Raw genomic sequence first — 17,837 nt, forward strand, 5'->3', positions numbered from 1 at the left:
TTTGACAACACTGGGGAAACCATGAGGGTTCTGCATTACGTCAAGCAGTTTTCTCCCCTTTCGGAGACTTTTGTTTACAATCAGATCATTGATCTTCAATCCGGGGGATTGAGAATTTTGTAGTAACACATAAAAGGGTTAATGCCGAAGGGCGGCCTTTTGCTCCCGTATTCGAATTATCCGAAAAGAAATCCTTTTTTTATCGTGAGATGCAGCGGTTTCTTCGAAAGCACGGCTACTACAAATATGCCCTTTCCACAAAGGTCTGGAAGGAAATCCTTCAAAAGTTCGCCCCTGATGTGATTCATTGCCATTTTGGAAAAAGTGGCTTTTATGTATCCTCGATTCTCGATAAATTAAAAATCGACCTTCCGCTGCTCATTGCCTTTCACGGGACCGATGTTTTAAAAACACCTTTTGAGGACACGTCGTATAAGTCTCAAATACAAAGAACTTCCCTGAAGAAAAAAGTCGCATTCACTACGCCTACTTTATTTCTTAAAAACCTTGCAGTCTCGAATTTCGGCATTCAACCCGATAAAATCGTTGTCAATCCCAATGGTTTTCGGTGCGATTTCAACGGATTTTACCGTGTCAGAAAAAATGACGGGCATTCTTCCTTCAAGATCATAAATATCGCCCGTTTTACCGCATGGAAAGGGCAGGATTACCTGATAAAAGCCTTCAGGGAATTTTCGGGCCGGGTTGACTGTGATGTTGCGCTGACCCTTGTCGGATACGGGGAAAGAAAACCGGCCCTCCTTCAACTGATAAACGACCTGGGCCTGCAGGACAAGGTTACCGTCCTGGAGAGTGTGCCGCATGAATCGATACCGGCGATATTGAAGGAACATGACCTTTATGTGCAACCGTCCATAACGGATCATAAAACGAAGCAGGCGGAATCGTTCGGCGTTTCCATTCTTGAGGCCGTGGCTGTCGGTCTGCCGGTTATTGTGACCGATTCAGGGGGTATGCAGGAGGTTGTTCTGGGGGGGATCAAGCAACGGCCATTGTTGTCGAGGAAAAAAATTGCCGAGCTTTGTGCGAAGCCATGACCAGGGTTTATGCATGCGGGAGAAACATCGACCTCGTTCTGAGATCCAGGATTCTGGAGCGTTACAATCAGCCAAACAATACCGCCGCTGTGGTCCGGATGTACGAATCCCTCCTTCAAGACGGGTGATTTTTTTCGGAAACCCAGCGCGGGTTTTGCGTTTGTGAATTTATCTGCCATGCCCTGCCAGGCAGCCATGGCGGTACAAGACCAGTGTCGGGGGCGTTTAAGTCGCGCCCGGTACTTTTAAAGGACAGGACAATGACGCCGCCAGCAACAGAACGGGTGACGATCATCCCGGACGCCCGCCCCGTGCTCGAACAAGCCGGACTGCGCAGCTTCAGGGACTTCATGGATTATGCCGGAGGCCGGCGTGTCTGCCATAAAAGGGGACGGTCCACGGTGCGCATTGCCATTGGAGAGCGGGCTTTCTATCTTAAGCGCAACCGTTTTCATTGGGTTGAATTTCTCAAAGGGCTGGTGCGATTGCGGTTCCCGGTTCGCGGCGCGCTTCGGGAGTGGCGCAATATTGCGCGGGTGAGGGAATCCGGCGTGTCGACCCTGGTGCCCATCGCTTTCGGGGAACGGCCCTTCTGGGGATTTGAAACCAGCTCTTTCAGCGTGACGGAGGAGTTGTACCGGTGCCAGCCGCTGGACCAGGTGCTGGGCAAGGAATTGCCTGATTTGCCGTCGCCTGCCGCGCGGTTTCGCAAACGCGGCATTTTTCGCCAGTTGGGGGCCTTTGCGGGGCGGCTGCATGGCCATGGGCTGTATCATCAGGATTTTTATCTGAGCCACGTTTTCCTTGGTCCCGGCGATGTTTTGCACCTGATCGACCTGCAGCGTGTTCTGCATCGTCCCTGGCGTGCCCGGCATTTTTGTATCAAGGACCTGGCGCAGCTCAATTACGCCGCCAGCCGTGTCCCGGGTGTCAGCCGCACCGACAGAATGCGTTTTTTGCATGCCTATTTCGGGTGTTCTACCCTGGGCTTCGAGGAAAAACAACTGGTGCGGGCGGTGTTGGCCAAAACTTCACGCATCGCCCGTCACGATGTCAAACTTCTGGCCCGGCGGCGCCGTCGCGGAGAGATAGCCTGATCCCGGAGGCGTCGGCAAAGGAAACGGACCATGCCAAAAATCAGTGTCATCTGCGCACCGGCTCCCCGGCCCAATCCCGGCATGGCGAGCGTCGATTTTGCTTTTCATGCTCTGAGCCGCCGCCATGGATTTGCCGACCGGGTGGCTTATTATCAGCTCTACACCGCCGACGAATTGCACGCCCGTGCCGATCGCGCGCTGCAGGCCGAAATCCATGCCCGCCAGAGCCTGCCCTTTGCCTACAGGGGGTTGCGTCAACATCTGCAGGAAATCTTCCACAGTGACAAAATCGTCTTCTGGGGGGATTTTCTGCACAGTGCCGATTATCATCAGTCCGCCGCGCGGCGACTGGTCAAAATCGGTGTAACCACCAATGCCGGCGCAGCGCTGGATTGGGTAAGGGATCACTATTTCCTGCGGCACGCTCCGGCGGAGATCTGGCCCAAAGTCATGGCTTTTGGCGGCAATCTGCTTTTCAACCGTCCCGAGCATTATCTGGATGCCGGTTATGGCGCCGAAGTCCGGAGGTTTTTCCGGCAGGCGGCGGCGGTGCGCATGCGCGATGTATATTCGGCGGCGAAAATATCCGAATTGCGTGATGATTATTCCACGAATTATTTGGGGTGCGACTGTTCCCTGCTGCTGCTGCCCGAAGATCTGGAAGCGCTGCCGTGCAGCGACTGGCACGCGGACATTGCAAGCGGCGCTGGCCGGGCCGGCATTTTTTTCGGACGCAACAAATGCCGCCCGGCGCTTATGGCCCGTTTTGCCCGGGAGCTGTGCTACCGGCTGGGAGTGCGCGGCCAATGGCTGCCCTGGGGGTTGACTAAAGGGTTTGGCCGCATGCGTGAAAAAATCCGGTTCTGGTTTCCCGGCATGGAGGTTCTGTCCCACACCGCGCCGCCGACCCCTGGCGATCTGTACCGGATGCTGGGACGCTACCAGCTGGTCATTTCCGATACCTATCATGTCTGCGTGAACGCCTGGCGGCTGGGGGTGCCGGCCGTCTGCATCGGTCAGGCCCTGGTCGCGGATGCAGATAACATCAACAGTGGCAGCAGGTTTGCCTGGCGTGATAAACGTCAGGTGTTCTACGGCATGAATGACGCGTTGGAATATTATGTGTACGCCGAAGAACTCGAAGATCGGCGTCTGCGCCGCCAGCGTCTTGAACAGTTGACATCCCTGCTGCAAAACGCTCAATATCGGCAGAGCGTGCATCAACGCATCCTGTCGGGCGCTCGCGCCATGGAGAAGGCGGTGGTTGGCGCGCTGCTGCCGGCGACGCGATGACGCGTCCTTGATCGAACCGAACACTTGCCACGGACAGCTGCCATGCAATGGTCTATTGTCATACCTACCTATAATTACGGTCGGTTCATCGAAAGATGCCTGGCTTCCATTGTGGATCAGCCGGGAGACGATTACGAGATTGTGGTTGTGGATGACGGATCCACGGACGACACCCGGGCCGTGGTCGAGGCATTCGTACGCTATCGGCAGTTGCCCACCGGGCGACTGCGCTACCTCTGCCAGCACAACCAGGGGCCGGCCGCGGCCCGCAATCATGGTATCGCCGACAGCCGTGGGGATTTTGTCTGGTTTCTCGATTCCGACGACAGGCTGGCGGCCGGGGCTTTAGAGCAGATGCGGCAGACGGTGCGGCAACATCCGCGGGGAGAGCTGTTTTTCGGCGGCTACCGTTCAATGGCCGAGGATGGCCGCGGTTCGGATAAGCTGCCCGGCAAGGTGGCTGTCTGCCGGACAGAAAATTTCAGGCGGTTTCTGCGCAAGGAACTCAGGAGCCTTACCACCGGCGCGGTGGTGGTGCGCAAATCTTCGCTGGGGGATATAAGGTTTCCGGAGGGCATTCATATCAACGAGGATGTGGCCTTTTTCGGCCACCTCGTTGCAAGCTGCAAGGTGGTACCCGTGGCGCGGATCCTGGTCGAAAAAATCCGTCATCCCGCCAGCCTGCGCGGCAACCTCGGGCGCATCGAGGAAACCGGCTTGCGCAGCGTCGATGCCCTGTTTGATGCGGCGCGTTTGACATCCGCCCAGATGAAGTTGCGCAGCCGGTATCGGGCCGATCGCTGCCTGCGGTTGTTTCGCGCCCATTATCTGCATGGCAATTACGCCCTGGCCCGATCTTATTATGGACAGATGCTGAAAACTGCGCCGTGCTATCTGTTCAAAGCGGGATACCTTCTCAGGTTTTTACGTTGTTTCGGGAAATCAGAAGGGGGGGCGTCCGATCCGCCGGACGCTGCCGAAACCCATGATGTCTGAGCGGCACGGGACGTATCGTTGCTATTTTCCCGATGCCCCCAGCCAGAAGGATTTAAGGGCAGCGCTGTTGCCGGATCCCGACCGTCTGCTTGAGAGGGGAGAGTGCATTTCTTCGGGACGCGAGGGCAATCCCCGCCACCTTGCCAAAGTGGCGATAAATGGCCGGGCCTATTTGCTCAAACGTTACGATTGCCAGGGGGCTTTTTACCGGATCAAGAATGTTTTCCGAGCTTCCCGGGCTCTGCGTTCGCTGCGGGCAGGCCAATGGCTGCATTCGGTCGGCGTGTCGACACCGGAACCGCTGGCCTGCCTGGAGGAAAGGCAAGCCGGTCTGCTTGGTCGCAGTTACCTGCTGTGCCCCTTTCTGGAGGGCGTTCGCCCGCTGCTGGCCGTATGGCCCGAACTCGATGCCGAGGGACGTTGGCTTTATCTGCGACGCCTGGGCGGGATCATGGGACGCTTGCACCGGGCGCATATCGTGCACGGCGACAGCAACTGGCGAAATATCCTTGTCGGTGAAAACCGTCCGGGAGAACTCCGCTTCTGGCTGGTGGACCTGGATTGCACCCGGCGCTACCCGCGCCTTGCGCCGGCCCGGGCGGAACGGGATATCGGCCATTTTCTTCGCGACCTTTCACGCAGCGGGGCAGGCGCGGAATGCATGCAACTGTTTCGCCACCATTGGCGGGTTGCATTGACCAACAACCAAGGAGACATTCGGTAATGATAACCGCGATGCAGGAGTACTTTCAACAATTGCGGGATGTGATCGATCGGGTCGGACGCGATAAATCCGAGGAAATCTGGCTAAGCATCGAGGCGCTGTGCGAAGCCCTGCGCGATGGCGGCAAGATCCTGATCATGGGCAACGGCGGGTCGGCGGCGGATGCCCAGCATTTTGCGGCGGAACTGGTGGGGCGGTTTCTGATGGAACGCAAGGCTTTGCCTTGCATCGCCCTGACCACGGACACTTCCATTCTGACCGCGGTGGGCAATGATTACGGTTTCGACGAGATTTTCAAGCGGCAGGTCGAGGCCCTCGCGGAGCCCCGGGATGTTGTGATCGGCATCAGCACCAGCGGCCGATCCAACAATGTTTTTCATGCCCTGACCGCCGCCAACCGGATCGGGTGCAAAACCATCGGCCTTCTGGGGCGCGACGGCGGCAGTATCGCCTCCATCGTGGATCTCAACCTGACCATTGAGGAACACCACACGCCCTATATCCAGACAGCCCATGGCGCTGTGCTGCACCTGATTTGCGATCTGCTGGAAAAGGCCTTGTTCGCTCCTTTCGATCCCTCCTGCCCCGCATCGCCGGGCAAGGGATGATGGCAACATGAACATTGCGGTAGTGCGCAAGGAATGCAGTTTGAGAAAAGGCGGAGCGGAGCGCTACTGCGCCAACCTGTGCCGCTGTCTGGCTGAAATGGGGCACCGGGTGTGGGTGCTGGCGCATGAATGCGATCGTGATATCCATCCCGACCTGATCCATGTGCCGATTCCGGTGAGCAACCGGACCTCGGCTGCCCGCAATCTGTCTTTTCATCACAACAGCCAGCGGGCCCTGGAGCGGCTGAAGGTCGATCGTGTCTACGCTTTGAGCCGCACCTATCCCGCCGATGCCTTCCGGGTCAGCGATCCTTTGCACAACAGCTGGCTGGATGTGCGCTACACGGGACGGTTTCGCAACCGACTGGAAAGGCTCAATCCCCGCCACCGTACCATATTGGCGCTGGAAAACGCCATCCGAGATGCCCGGCAGACCGGCGTGATCATCACCAATTCGCAATGGGTGCGCAATGAATTGCTGGCCTGCGGCGATTATCCGGCCGAGCGTATTCAGGTCGTGTACAACGGTGTCGATACCAGCCTGTTCCGCCCGCTGCCGTCGCACGGATCGTTCGATGCGCCGCTGAAGCTGCTGTTCGTCTCCCACGACTTTACCCGCAAGGGACTTGGGTTTGTGATCGAGGCTCTCGCCGAGCTGAAAACACTGGGAATTAGCTGCCACCTGAGCGTGGTGGGTAAGGACGATCCGCGTCCCTTTCGAAAAAAGGCCGAAAGACTTGGCGTGTCGCGTGATGTGGAGTTTTGCGGGGCGCTCAGTGATCCCCGGGCCTGCTACACCGATGCCGATCTGCTGGTGCTGCCTACCCTGAGCGACCCTTTTGCGAATGTCTGCCTGGAAGCGCTGGCCTGCGGGCTGCCGGTCATGACAACCACCAACAACGGCGCCTCGGAAATTCTCACCGAGGGAGAAACCGGCTATATCCTGGATTCGCTCCGTCCGCTGATGCCCCAGATCGTGGCCGGCATCGCCCGGTTCGGCCGTCTGGCACCGGAACGGCGCCTCGACATGGCAAGCCGGGCCAGGTTGTGCGCCGAGCGGTTTACCATTGAACTCAATGCCTGCCGGACGTTGGAGGTTCTTGCCGCCATGACGCCAATCGAGAGACCGTGGCATCGCCGGTGAAACACAGGTTGCCTGACGGAAGGGGCAGGAGCCAAGAAACACTATGCGCCAATGGATTTTTCCGGGGTCAAGCGGTACTCTGTGGCCACCCGGGACATTTAAAAAAACGCGCCGGATCACTGAAGGAGTCGCGCACCGAAATTCAATTTCCGCGTAAGGCTGCAAGGCATAGCATGTGGGGGATGACGTGAGAAGCATTAACAGGTTAAAAAGAGAACTGTCGTGGTATATAAAGGCGCAACTTGCCAAAAACTCCTCGGGAAGAGGTCTTTTTATTTTAGGCACCGGCCGGTCGGGGACCCATTTTCTAACCCAATGCCTGATCAGCCATCCGGAATTTACCGACCTTATGGGCGGCAAGGAAAACCCCTATGTTTTCAGAGATGTTGTTGACCTGGCATTGAACAATTGCAGGGATGCGGAGAAGATACAGCGTGTTCTGAAAAAGTATAAGCAACTCATGAAGGTTGCCTCGCCGAAGATCTTTGTTGACCAAAGCCATCCCAACCTGTGGTTGGCCGACAAGATCGCAGAAAACATTCCCGGGTCAATGTTTGTCGGGATCATAAGAGATCCTTTTTCCGTGGCCTATTCCACCACGCAGCATGCGGGGGTGAGCGGATGGTTTGACAAGTGGGAGTCTTTTCCTCTGCCCAATCCGTTTCTGGGGATAGGTGTCGCGGACAGGGAACGTTATGTAACAATGAGCATTGCAGAAAAAAGTGCCCTGCGCTGGATTTCTCATGTAAAACGTCTCGGCGAATTGAAGCCGATTCTGGGAGATCGACTTGTAATCGTTAATTATGAAGATTTATGTAATGCCGGGGAAGACCAAATGCGAAGAATCTCAGAATTTTTAAATGTTAAAAACAAGTTTGTTATGCCTTTTGTGACCAAGGAATCTTTATACAAGAAAAATAAACTTTCAAATGAAGATATTGAACTTATGAAATCGACAATAATTAATTATCAGAATAATAATAATATAGAAAAAGATATGTATAAATCTGTTTGTGGATACTTGGATATTTAAGTTTATATTTTTATATTACGAAAAGTGTTTATGTTCTGCGACAGCAGATAGAAGCAGAATGCAGAAGGATTGCGGGCAGGAGTTGCGCGGGTGAAATTGGGTTTTTGTCTGTTCCGGTATTTTCCTTACGGAGGATTGCAGCGTGATTTTCTCAAGGTCGCCATGGAATGCCGGCGTCGAGGACACCGCATCCTCGCGTATGTCATGGATTGGCAGGGAGAGGTTCCGGAAGGTCTCGAGCTTGAGGTGGTTTGCGCGCGGGGGATAACAAATGCCGCCCGCTGCCGGGACTTTGCCGCTCAGGTCGCCCGTAAGCTTGGAAAAGAAGACTTTGCCTGTGTTACCGGTTTCAACAAAATGCCTGGGCTCGACGTCTATTTTGCGGCAGACCCCTGTTTTGCGGCCCGCCTGCATGAGGACAAACCTTTTTTGTGCCGCTTCAGCCGGCGTAACCGGATCTATCGCGAGCTTGAACGTTCCGTGTTTTCTCCGCAGGCCAATGTGCGCATCCTCATGCTGACCAGGCTTGAACAGGAACGCTATGTCAAGTATTATCGGACACCCGCCGAGCGCTTCACGCTGTTGCCTCCGGGAATTTCCCGCGATCGAATCATCTCTGCCGGCGCTTCTGAACGAGGACTCCGGATGCGCCAGGAGTTCGGGATCGGCGCTGACGAAAAACTGGTGCTGATGGTCGGCTCCGGCTTTCGCACCAAGGGGCTGGACCGGAGTTTGCGGGCCCTGGCATCCTTGCCGGAAAAGGTTCGGAGCCAGGTGCGCCTGGTGGTGATTGGCGCGGGTGACACCAGGCCCTTCCTGAAACTCGCCGAAAGGTTGGGGGTGGGCGATCGGGTGCGTCTGCTCGGGCCCCGTGATGATGTCCCCGATTTTCTGCTTGCGGCGGATATGCTGTTGCATCCGTCCTACACCGAAGCGGCAGGCATGGTTTTGCTGGAGGCCATGGCTGCCGGGTTGCCGGTGCTGGCTACGGATATTTGCGGTTATGCGTTTCATATCCAGCAGGCCAGCGCCGGGCTGCTGATTCCATCTCCCTTCCGGCAGGAAAGAATGAACCAGTTGTTTGCCCACATGTTGTTTTCCGATCAGCTGTCTCAGTGGCGTCGCAATGGCCTGGATTACGTCGCCCGAAACGATATCTCCAGCCTGCCGGAACGTGCCGCTGATGTTATCGAAGAGGTCGCACGACGAAGGGGCCACCTATGATGGAATTGTATGGCCCCTGTCGGGAGGCCTTTTCCGGTCCGGACGGCTTTGACCGGGTTCTGGCATTGCAGGGACAGGTCTATCGCGAAATGGACGGTCGTCGAACCTTGCGTTTCACCCTTGACGGGCGCGGCTTTTTCGCCAAGCTGCACTTCGGGATCGGCTGGAAGGAGATTTTCAAGAACCTGCTGCAGGGCAAACGCCCGGTTCTGGGCGCGGACAACGAACGCGAGGCGATCCGTCGCCTGGAACAACTCGGTGTCGCGACCATGAAGGTTGCGGGGTTCGGGTACCGTGGGCGCAACCCTGCCAGGCGGCAGTCCTTTCTGATCACCGAGGAGCTGGACAACACCATCAGCCTCGAAGATGTCTGCTTGCCTTGGAAACGAAAGCCGCCGTCAGTTGCGTTCAAGCGGGCGCTGCTGGCGAAGGTTGCCACCATCACCCGCACCCTGCACGATCACGGCATCAACCATCGGGATTTGTATATCTGTCATTTTCTGTTGGATAAATCCTCGGTTCGCCCCGATCCGGACTGGCCGCGGCTTTACCTCATCGATCTGCATCGGGTGCAGATCCGTGACAAAATCCCCCGCCGATGGGCGGTAAAAGACGTGGCCGGCCTGTATTTCTCCAGCCTTGATATCGGTCTGACGCAGCGTGACCTTTTTCGGTTCATGAAAATATACCGCGGAAGTTCGTTGCGTGAGGTCCTGCGGACCGAGTCGCGCTTCTGGGAGGATGTTGTCCGCCGCGCGATCAGACTTTACGTGAAAACCTTTGGCCACAGGCCTTCGAATTCCGGCGAAAACGCATGATGCCCTCGCATCAAACCGGCTTCTCTGCCGTTATGGGAATATGGATATTTTAAAGCTTTACTGGTCGACGAGCCTGCAGAACGGCCACCGGAATTTCGGCGATTGGCTTTCGCCGCGGCTCTGCGAGGCCCTGTCCGGCATGAAGGTCGTGCATGCAAGGCCCAATCGATGCGACCTCATGGCGCTTGGCAGTATCCTCGGCAAGGCCAAAAATCATTTCTGGAACCGCCGCATCGACATCTGGGGATCGGGTCTTATTGCCCGTTGCAAGCCATTCAAAAGCCCTCACCGCATTCATGCCGTCAGGGGTTGGCATACTGCCCGTGCGATTTCCAATCAACAGATTGCCGTGGTGGGCGACCCCGGTTTGCTGTGTGACATCCTGGTGCCGGGGAACATTGCGGTCCGAAAAGATTACAGCGTCGGCCTGATTCCCCACTACGTCGACCGGGAAAATACACTGATCAGAAGCATCGTTGAGCAAATCCCGCGGGCCAGATGTATCGATATCTTTTCCGAAACCCTGGATTTCATCCGTCAGGTGGCCGCCTGCGAATATGTGCTGTCCTCCAGCATGCACGGTCTTATAACAGCCGACGCACTCGGCGTGCCCAATGCCTGGATTCGCCTGTCCGACAAGGTCTGGGGCGAGGACTTCAAATTTCATGATTATTTTAGTGTTTTCGGGCTGGAAAACGTACAGCCGTTTCCCCTTGAACGGCACACCTCGCTGCGGGATATCGAACAGGGTCTGGCCGGTTACGGCCGGCCCGGGTTGCAAGATATCAAAACGCGACTCTATCAAGCTTTCCCTTACAAGAAATCATCGTGAAACCCGATAACAGCATAAGGTCGTTGACGGATGGCGGGGGCACTTGGCAGATGCCGCAAGATGGACAGCCCCTGGCCGATTTTATGCCTCGCTTTTATGCCCGACTGTCCCCCGGGGAAAAGCGAAGAATGGCTGTGAAACTGGGCCAGGCAGTTCGCCGATGGCACGATGCCGGGACGCAGGTGTGTAAAGCAGACGATATTGTGGTGACGCATCGGATGCCCGCAAACACAGATTTTTTGCCAAGAGGCCGCCATTTGCCGGGCAGCCATCGGCCGTTGTCCAAGCGCCGCCGGATTAAGGCCCTCGGCGGTCTGCTGTCGGATTGCTGGGATTTCACCAGCCGCTCCGAGCGGCAGCGTTTTTTACGGGCTTATGTTCGATCCGGCCCGGAGATCGGCCAGTTGCACCGGGGACTTATAGAAAAATGTGCCTATGAAAAAAGCTACGCTGCCTGGCATCGGCAGGGGAGGTATTGTTTCGGTAACAATGCAGCGTTTTGTGCCGGGCACCGCGATGGATTTCGCTATCACGGCGACAAGCAGCGGGCCGGCACTGCCCTGCGGGAACTGCTGCCCGATCCGGACAAAATTCTTGAACAGGGGCAGATATTCAAGCCGGGCAGCCGTACTCATGCAGGCAGAATCTATTTAAGCTGCGGCGAAGGTTTTTTGAAAAGGTTCAATGACCGGGGCTGGTGGTACAGGGTGAGGCACCTTTTCCGTCGGTCCCGTGCCGTGCATAACTGGAAGGTTATGTGGGCGTTTCGCTACCGGCGGATTCCCGTCGCCGATCCGGTGCTGTGCCTGGAAGAACGCTTTTTCCGGATATTGAAGAGGTCCTATGTATTGACCGATTTTGCGGAAGGCGGGCAGCGGCTGAAGATCGTCTGGCAGGGCCTTTCCGACGCGCAGCGGTGTTGCCTTCTTATTGTCCTGGCTCAACTGCTGGGACGCATGCACCGCTTTGGTTGTCTTCACGGCGACCTTAAATGGGACAATATTCTGGTTTGCGCAACCGGAAAAGGTTGGCGGATTACCCTGGTCGATCTCGACGGCAGCCGTGTTCTGCGAAGACCGGCGGCGAACAGGGCCATCCGGGATGTCGGGCGGTTTCTCCGGGATCTGGAGCAGGTAGACACGACCGGACAGTGGGGTCGCATGTTTCGCCGCAGTTGGAAAAAATGGATAACAAATATCTGATCAGCCCAGTTGCAGCAACCACAGACGCCCTCAAAAGGCTGTTGGTGAATGTGCAATGGACCGCTGGCGGTGAGCATCTGGCCAGCTTGCTGCGAACATTGCCGGCGACGGCAGGGGATGCACACGCCATCGATCAAACCGGCCTGTGGCTCTGGCGCCGGCCGATGGACGCCTTGTCTTTTTTGCATTGGCTTCCTGTGGCCGGTGCCGGGAAAAAAGGCTTTCGGCAACTGTCCGTTCGTGGCCTGCCGGGCCCAGAGATTCTGGCGCGGGGCATGGAAAGGGTTGTCGGCCATAAACCGCAGCAGGTACTTGTAGTGCGGGGCTGGCTACCGGGCAAATATCTGGATGATTTTTTCGCCGAGGACTTTCCGTCTCTGCCGGCGACACACCGTCAGGCGATCGTGCGTGATTTCGGACATTTTGTCCGCGACATGTTCGAGCGGGGCGCTCAGCCGACCCGTCTGACCCTGACCCGTTTCTGGGTCGATGCGGGGCAGGATCCTGTCGGGTTTCGCCTTGCCGGGATCGATGGTTTCCGTTGGCACAACAAGCCACTGACCGACCGGCAAAGATTTGTCTGTCTGCAGCATCTGCTTGGCACCTTGCCGGTGCATGTCAGCCGCAGCCAGCGGTTTCGTTTTTTCCGGGCTGTGTGCGGCGATCAGGGCCGGTTGCGCGAGTTTCGTAACCTCCTTGTGGATCTGGAAGCCGCCGCGCTTTGTTCGGCCCGGCGCTACTGGCGTCGCAAGGCACGTTTGAGTCTTGGCAACAATGCTTGGTTTGCCGTCCTGCGCCACGAAAACTGGCGCATCTGGAGACGGCGGTGCGACGAGGCATTGCGCCTTCAGCAAAGCATGCTTGCGGAACCCGCCGCCACTTTCCGGGCTGGCCTGGCCATGGCGGGCAGGGGTTCCGGATGCTCGGCCGCCAGAATCGAAGTCGGCGGGCACCAGTATTTTGTCAAACGTTATCGCCTTCCGGGGTTGAGGTACCAGGTCAAATATCTGTTTTTGCGCTCCAAGGCGTTGGCTGCCTGGCTTGCCGGATGGCAGTGCGCAGCACGCAGCCTGCCGACCGCCCAGCCCCTGATGGTGATGGAAAAACGCACTTTCCGGATTTTAAAGGAATCCTACCTGGTGTCTGAATTCTGCAGCGACGGGCGGCCGCTGATGACGGTATGGCCGGAGTTGAAGCCGCACGAGAGACGCCGTATCATTATTCGCAGTGCGCAATTGCTGGCCCGGGTGCACAGATCCCGATGTCTCCACGGGGACACCAACTGGAACAATATCCTGGTGCGCCCCAATGGCGCATTGCTGCTGGTGGATCTGGACTGTTTCAGGCAGAGACGATCCTTTGACTACACGCGCGCCTATCGCGATCTCGAGCATTTCATACGGGATCTGCGGCGTAAACGTAACGACGGGGTGGGGTATCTGGACCTGCTCATCTCCACCTGGCGGAACTGGCTCGATGCAGGCAGCCGGGTGAGCTGTGAGGAGCATGCCCGCATTGTCCGCGCCAATCCCGGTCGCCGGGTGGACGATTGCATCTGAGGGTCTGGCCAGGGTTTTTCACAACGGAACGCAGACCAGGCGATGTTTTTCAGCCGCATATTGCCCGCGAAAGAAATCTGGGATATGATGCGCGACACGTGTTTGTTGCGGAAGCGGAAAACAAACGTTTCCGGATGCAATCAGCCGTTGCATCCTGGTGGCGGATATTGGCAGACACGATACCGGCCCCGTTGGCCGGTTTCATTTTTTCTGAATTGAGAACTGCCTTACAGATACAGGGGACATTGGATAATTTTATGAATAGATCGGCCATGGAAACTCTGCTTGGCAGATTGAGCGGCATCCGCGCGCTGGTGATCGGCGATCTGATGCTGGATGAGTACCTGTGGGGACGCACCGAGCGGATTTCTCCCGAGGCGCCGGTGCAGGTGGTGGACATCCTGCGAGAAGACCTGCGCCTCGGCGGGGCCGGCAACGTCATCAACAACCTTGTCACCCTGGGATGCCAGGTACATGTCGCGAGCGTGCTGGGGGAAGGGCATGACGGGCTGCTTTTGCGCCGCCGTCTGGAAGAAAAACGGGTCGGCACCGAGGGGCTGCTTTTCGACGGCAAGCGCACCACCAGCCGCAAGACCCGAATTCTTGCCTCGGGGCAGCAGATGATGCGTTTCGACCGGGAGAGCCGCGCGCCCATCGACGCGCAGCAGGAAGCGTCTCTGGCGGCCTTCGTGCGCGACAACGCCGATCGCTTCGACGTCATCCTGGTGTCCGATTACCTCAAGGGGGTTCTGACCGAGGGTCTGCTGCAGGCGGTCATCGCCGTCGGCAAGCAAAAAGGCATCCCGGTGGTCATCGATCCCAAGGGCAACGACTACGGCAAATATCGCGGTGCCACCCTGCTGACCCCCAATCGCAAGGAAACCGAGGTCGCGTCAGGTGTCGCCATCGTCGATGAAGATAGCCTGCGGCTTGCCGCCCGCACCCTGATGGAACGCATCGATCTGCAGACGTTGATGGTCACCCGCAGCGAGGAGGGGATCTCCATCTTTTTCCGCAATCAGGAGGAAGTGCACCTGCCGACGCAGGCGCGGGAAGTGTATGATGTGACCGGGGCCGGCGATACGGTGCTGTCCCTGGTCGGTCTTGGCCTGGCCGGGGGATTGCCGGTCAGCGAAGCGGCGGTGCTGGCCAATATCGGCGCGGGGATCGTGGTGGGCAAGGTTGGCACCTCCACCGTCAACGTCGAGGAAATCCGCGAAGCGCTGGCGCACAATGCCCTGGAATACGATACCAAAATCCGGCTGCGGGAATCGTTGCGCGATGTCCTCGCGGCTGAACGCCGGCGCGGCAAGACCATCGTCTTTACCAATGGCTGTTTCGACCTGCTGCATGTTGGCCACGTCAAATATCTGCAGCAGGCGCGTCGTCTCGGTGACCTGCTGGTGCTGGGCCTGAACTCCGATGCTTCCATCCGGCGACTGAAAGGCCCCAACCGCCCCCTTATCAGCGAACAGGAGCGCGCACACATCCTGGCGGCGTTGAGCTGCATCGATTATGTGGTGGTATTCGACGAGGACACGCCCCTGGCACTGATCGGCATGCTGCGCCCCGATATTCTGGTCAAGGGGGGAGATTACACGCCGGAAACCGTGGTCGGCCGGGATCTTGTGGAGAGTTACGGCGGGCGGGTGGAACTCATCGATCTGGTCGACGGGCGTTCCACCACCAACATCATCGAACGGATCCTGGACCGCTATGAGCAGGGCTGAGAGTCAACGGGTCCTGCGCAGGGCGGTATTCCTCGATCGCGACGGCACCATCAATGAAGAGCGGCACTACCTGTACCGGCCGGAAGACTTCGCCTTCATCGCCGGTGTGCCGCAGGCCATCGCACGCCTGAACCAGGTCGGCTATCTGGTGGTGGTGGTGACCAACCAGTCGGGGGTGGCGCGGGGCTATTTCGATTTATCCGATGTCGAGGCCCTGCATGCTTATGTGCAGCGGCAACTGGCGGATGTCCGGGCCCATATCGACGGGTTTTATGTCTGCCCCCACCATCCGGAACACGGGCAGGGCGCGCTGCCTCGGGACTGCGATTGCCGCAAGGGGCAGCCCGGCCTGCTGTTTAAGGCCGCGGCGCAGTTGCACATCGATCTTGAGGGGTCGTTCATGGTTGGCGACAAACCCGCCGATATGGAGGCCGGAACGCGCGCCGGTTGCGTTCCATTGCTGGTGATGACCGGTTACGGTGCCGAAACGGACAAACTTGTGGCTCCTTCCATCCAGCGATTCCCGAGTCTGGTGGAAGCGGTCGATTTCATTTTACGGCAGGATGGTGAGCGCAGGGTCACCGCCTGATTCGATCTTTGGAAAGGACTGTTCATGATAAAAAGCATGACAGGGTACGGCAAAGGGCAGGCGACCGCTGACGGTATCGCGCTGACGGTGGAGATCAAATCCGTCAACCATCGTTACGCCGATATTTCCGTGAAGGCGCCACGTTTTCTTCTCGGTTGTGAGTCGGAGATAAAAAAGCAGGTTGGCGAGCGTCTCAAACGGGGGAAAATCGATGTCTTCATCAATGTCGATAACAATGCCTGTGCGGCCCGCATGCCCGTGCTCAACAAGGAACTGGCGGCGGCTTATATGGTATTGTTCCGGCAGATGCGGGCGGAATTCGATCTCGAAGGGGATATCACCGTCGATCTGCTGGCCGGACAAAAGGACGTCATTACCATCGCCGAAGCTGACCCCGGAGAAGAGGCGGTTATCGGCTGTGTAGGCGAAGCCCTGGCAAAAGCCCTGTCGGCCATGGAACAGATGCGGCAGACCGAGGGCACCGCAACCCGCCACGATATGGAAGAGCATCTTGCGCATATCGAGGCGCTGCTCGCGACAGCTCGCGAGCGGGCGCCCCAGGTGCCGCTGGAATGGCGGGAAAAGCTTATGGAACGTCTGGCGCGACTGGAGAACGGTTTTGACGTCGATCCCCAGCGGGTTGCCCAGGAGGTCGCGGTATTTGCCGATCGTTGCGATATCAGCGAGGAACTGGCCCGTTTTTCAAGCCATATCGAGCAGTTTCGGGGGTTGTTCAGTGTCGAGGAGGCCGTGGGGCGGCAGATGGATTTCATTCTCCAGGAAATGAACCGGGAAACCAACACCATGGGATCCAAATCCAATGATCTGCAGCTTACGCGGGTCGTTGTGGCCATGAAGGCCGACCTGGAAAAAATCCGTGAGCAGGTTCAGAATATCGAATAACCTTCCCGGGCATGCCCTGCTTGCCCGGTTGTGGAGTCGTTCCATGAAACGTAGTGGCATTCTGTTTGTCATATCCGCGCCGTCCGGTGCCGGCAAAACCTCTTTATGCCGGCGGATTGTTGACATTTTTCCTGATATGCGGCACTCTGTGTCCTTCACCACCCGTCCGAAACGAGACGGTGAAACGGACGGTATCGATTACCATTTCGTCAGCCAGGATTGCTTCGATACCATGGTGGCCGACGGGGCTTTCGCCGAATGGGCCAGGGTCCACGGCAACTGCTACGGAACGGCGCTGGCCACCTTGCAGGAAGCGCGAGACCAGGGGCGGGACGTTCTTCTGGATATTGACTGTCAGGGGGCCGCTCAGTTGAAACGCAGCTGCCCGGACGGCGTTTTTATTTTTATCCTGCCGCCGACCTTCGAGGAGCTGGAGCGACGCTTGCGCGGCCGCAATACCGATACCCCCGAAGTGATAGGAAGGCGTCTTGCCAATGCCCGTCGTGAAATGCGGGAACTGGTCTGGTATGATTATCTTGTCGTCAACGACGATTTGTCGCGTGCCTCGGAAGAGCTGAAAGGCATCATTCTGGCCGAGGGCTGCCGCACCGGGCGAACCAGGGATAGTGTGGTTCAGCAGTTCGGGATCGACAAGCAGGAATTCTGACGGATCGCCGCCGGGCGGCGTTTTTTCACGAAATATTACCATGGAAGGATAAACAGTTTTATGGCGAGAATAACTGTCGAAGATTGCCTCCAGCAGATCCCCAATCGTTTTCTGCTGGTTATGGTTGCCTCCAAGCGCACCAAGCAGCTATACAAAGGGGGGCAACCGCTTATCGAAAACAAGTCCAATAACAAAAAAATCGTTCTTTGCCTGCGCGAAATCGCCGCCGGCAAGGTCGATTACGAAATTCCTACCCGGAAGGGCTGACATCCCGCAGAATTGCCACGACTGCGGAACCGACCCTTTGGGGGCCGTGGTCGGTTATGTTCCGGATCTTCTGGCCTGGCAGGGATAAAACCC

General features: G+C 57.3%; 18 protein-coding genes. All 18 read left to right on the top strand.

Features of this window, described 5'->3' with window-relative positions:
* Nucleotides 1-209 precede the first annotated feature (209 nt).
* The 18 genes from A6070_RS05100 (at nucleotide 210) to rpoZ (ending at nucleotide 17,744) form a co-directional block, all read left to right on the top strand.
* Nucleotides 210-1,058, top strand: coding sequence for a glycosyltransferase family 4 protein (locus tag A6070_RS05100; protein WP_072501985.1), 849 nt, complete (start codon nucleotides 210-212; stop codon nucleotides 1,056-1,058).
* A gap of 260 nt (nucleotides 1,059-1,318) precedes the next feature.
* Entirely contained in the window at nucleotides 1,319-2,155 is an 837-nt protein-coding gene (locus tag A6070_RS05105; protein ID WP_072287342.1) for a lipopolysaccharide kinase InaA family protein, read from the top strand.
* A 30-nt stretch (nucleotides 2,156-2,185) separates the two neighbouring features.
* Nucleotides 2,186-3,448: a polysaccharide pyruvyl transferase family protein gene (locus A6070_RS05110; protein ID WP_072287343.1), complete on the top strand. Its 1,263-nt coding sequence runs from the start codon at nucleotides 2,186-2,188 to the stop codon at nucleotides 3,446-3,448.
* A 42-nt stretch (nucleotides 3,449-3,490) separates the two neighbouring features.
* Nucleotides 3,491-4,444, top strand: a complete 954-nt coding sequence (locus A6070_RS05115; protein ID WP_072287344.1) for a glycosyltransferase family 2 protein — start codon at nucleotides 3,491-3,493, stop codon at nucleotides 4,442-4,444.
* Nucleotides 4,434-5,168: a lipopolysaccharide kinase InaA family protein gene (locus A6070_RS05120; RefSeq protein ID WP_083558746.1), complete on the top strand. Its 735-nt coding sequence runs from the start codon at nucleotides 4,434-4,436 to the stop codon at nucleotides 5,166-5,168. The genes A6070_RS05115 and A6070_RS05120 overlap by 11 nt, the downstream gene beginning before the upstream one ends.
* Nucleotides 5,168-5,776, top strand: coding sequence for a D-sedoheptulose 7-phosphate isomerase (locus A6070_RS05125; RefSeq protein WP_235605411.1), 609 nt, complete (start codon nucleotides 5,168-5,170; stop codon nucleotides 5,774-5,776). Before A6070_RS05120 ends, A6070_RS05125 begins: the two co-directional genes overlap by 1 nt.
* Nucleotides 5,777-5,783: 7 nt before the next feature.
* Nucleotides 5,784-6,920: a glycosyltransferase family 4 protein gene (locus tag A6070_RS05130; protein WP_072287346.1), complete on the top strand. Its 1,137-nt coding sequence runs from the start codon at nucleotides 5,784-5,786 to the stop codon at nucleotides 6,918-6,920.
* 187 nt (nucleotides 6,921-7,107) lie between these two features.
* Entirely contained in the window at nucleotides 7,108-7,953 is an 846-nt protein-coding gene (locus tag A6070_RS05135) for a sulfotransferase family protein (RefSeq protein ID WP_158514023.1), read from the top strand.
* A gap of 90 nt (nucleotides 7,954-8,043) precedes the next feature.
* Nucleotides 8,044-9,177 carry a glycosyltransferase family 4 protein gene (locus A6070_RS05140; protein WP_072287348.1) on the top strand — a complete coding sequence of 378 codons (1,134 nt, stop codon included), beginning with the start codon at nucleotides 8,044-8,046 and terminating at the stop codon, nucleotides 9,175-9,177.
* Nucleotides 9,174-9,995 carry a lipopolysaccharide core heptose(I) kinase RfaP gene (rfaP, locus tag A6070_RS05145; RefSeq protein ID WP_072287349.1) on the top strand — a complete coding sequence of 274 codons (822 nt, stop codon included), beginning with the start codon at nucleotides 9,174-9,176 and terminating at the stop codon, nucleotides 9,993-9,995. The genes A6070_RS05140 and rfaP overlap by 4 nt, the downstream gene beginning before the upstream one ends.
* Nucleotides 9,996-10,035: 40 nt before the next feature.
* Nucleotides 10,036-10,827 carry a polysaccharide pyruvyl transferase family protein gene (locus A6070_RS05150; protein ID WP_072287350.1) on the top strand — a complete coding sequence of 264 codons (792 nt, stop codon included), beginning with the start codon at nucleotides 10,036-10,038 and terminating at the stop codon, nucleotides 10,825-10,827.
* A gap of 128 nt (nucleotides 10,828-10,955) precedes the next feature.
* Nucleotides 10,956-12,029 (top strand): lipopolysaccharide kinase InaA family protein, encoded by a 1,074-nt coding sequence (locus tag A6070_RS05155; RefSeq protein ID WP_158514024.1) that lies wholly within the window; start codon nucleotides 10,956-10,958, stop codon nucleotides 12,027-12,029.
* Between the two features lie 44 nt (nucleotides 12,030-12,073).
* The gene (locus tag A6070_RS05160) at nucleotides 12,074-13,588 is read left to right on the top strand and encodes a lipopolysaccharide kinase InaA family protein (RefSeq protein WP_158514025.1); all 1,515 of its coding nucleotides are present in this window, start codon (nucleotides 12,074-12,076) and stop codon (nucleotides 13,586-13,588) included.
* Nucleotides 13,589-13,845: 257 nt separating this feature from the next.
* A complete protein-coding gene (gene rfaE1 / locus A6070_RS05165) occupies nucleotides 13,846-15,318 on the top strand; it encodes a D-glycero-beta-D-manno-heptose-7-phosphate kinase (RefSeq protein ID WP_072288141.1) in 1,473 nt (490 codons plus the stop codon).
* A complete protein-coding gene (gene gmhB / locus A6070_RS05170; RefSeq protein ID WP_072287353.1) occupies nucleotides 15,305-15,907 on the top strand; it encodes a D-glycero-beta-D-manno-heptose 1,7-bisphosphate 7-phosphatase in 603 nt (200 codons plus the stop codon). The genes rfaE1 and gmhB overlap by 14 nt, the downstream gene beginning before the upstream one ends.
* 24 nt (nucleotides 15,908-15,931) lie before the next feature.
* Nucleotides 15,932-16,810, top strand: coding sequence for a YicC/YloC family endoribonuclease (locus tag A6070_RS05175; RefSeq protein WP_072287354.1), 879 nt, complete (start codon nucleotides 15,932-15,934; stop codon nucleotides 16,808-16,810).
* A gap of 43 nt (nucleotides 16,811-16,853) precedes the next feature.
* On the top strand, nucleotides 16,854-17,477 hold the full coding sequence (gene gmk / locus A6070_RS05180; RefSeq protein WP_072287355.1) for a guanylate kinase: 624 nt from the start codon (nucleotides 16,854-16,856) through the stop codon (nucleotides 17,475-17,477).
* 60 nt (nucleotides 17,478-17,537) lie between these two features.
* Complete coding sequence (rpoZ, locus tag A6070_RS05185) at nucleotides 17,538-17,744, top strand: DNA-directed RNA polymerase subunit omega (protein WP_072287356.1); 207 nt, start codon at nucleotides 17,538-17,540, stop codon at nucleotides 17,742-17,744.
* Nucleotides 17,745-17,837 lie beyond the last annotated feature (93 nt).

This window comes from Syntrophotalea acetylenica, assembly GCF_001888165.1.
In the GTDB taxonomy this organism is placed as follows: Bacteria; Desulfobacterota; Desulfuromonadia; order Desulfuromonadales; family Syntrophotaleaceae; genus Syntrophotalea; species Syntrophotalea acetylenica.

What these genes read in the sequence shown, in the direction of transcription:
- A6070_RS05100 (WP_072501985.1), top strand. Translation starts at nt 210, where the DNA reads ATGCAGCGGTTTCTTCGAAAGCACGGCTACTACAAATATGCCCTTTCC.
- A6070_RS05105 (WP_072287342.1), top strand. Translation starts at nt 1,319, where the DNA reads ATGACGCCGCCAGCAACAGAACGGGTGACGATCATCCCGGACGCCCGC.
- A6070_RS05110 (WP_072287343.1), top strand. Translation starts at nt 2,186, where the DNA reads ATGCCAAAAATCAGTGTCATCTGCGCACCGGCTCCCCGGCCCAATCCC.
- A6070_RS05115 (WP_072287344.1), top strand. Translation starts at nt 3,491, where the DNA reads ATGCAATGGTCTATTGTCATACCTACCTATAATTACGGTCGGTTCATC.
- A6070_RS05120 (WP_083558746.1), top strand. Translation starts at nt 4,434, where the DNA reads ATGATGTCTGAGCGGCACGGGACGTATCGTTGCTATTTTCCCGATGCC.
- A6070_RS05125 (WP_235605411.1), top strand. Translation starts at nt 5,168, where the DNA reads ATGATAACCGCGATGCAGGAGTACTTTCAACAATTGCGGGATGTGATC.
- A6070_RS05130 (WP_072287346.1), top strand. Translation starts at nt 5,784, where the DNA reads ATGAACATTGCGGTAGTGCGCAAGGAATGCAGTTTGAGAAAAGGCGGA.
- rfaP (WP_072287349.1), top strand. Translation starts at nt 9,174, where the DNA reads ATGATGGAATTGTATGGCCCCTGTCGGGAGGCCTTTTCCGGTCCGGAC.
- A6070_RS05150 (WP_072287350.1), top strand. Translation starts at nt 10,036, where the DNA reads ATGGATATTTTAAAGCTTTACTGGTCGACGAGCCTGCAGAACGGCCAC.
- A6070_RS05155 (WP_158514024.1), top strand. Translation starts at nt 10,956, where the DNA reads ATGGCTGTGAAACTGGGCCAGGCAGTTCGCCGATGGCACGATGCCGGG.
- rfaE1 (WP_072288141.1), top strand. Translation starts at nt 13,846, where the DNA reads ATGAATAGATCGGCCATGGAAACTCTGCTTGGCAGATTGAGCGGCATC.
- gmhB (WP_072287353.1), top strand. Translation starts at nt 15,305, where the DNA reads ATGAGCAGGGCTGAGAGTCAACGGGTCCTGCGCAGGGCGGTATTCCTC.
- A6070_RS05175 (WP_072287354.1), top strand. Translation starts at nt 15,932, where the DNA reads ATGATAAAAAGCATGACAGGGTACGGCAAAGGGCAGGCGACCGCTGAC.
- gmk (WP_072287355.1), top strand. Translation starts at nt 16,854, where the DNA reads ATGAAACGTAGTGGCATTCTGTTTGTCATATCCGCGCCGTCCGGTGCC.
- rpoZ (WP_072287356.1), top strand. Translation starts at nt 17,538, where the DNA reads ATGGCGAGAATAACTGTCGAAGATTGCCTCCAGCAGATCCCCAATCGT.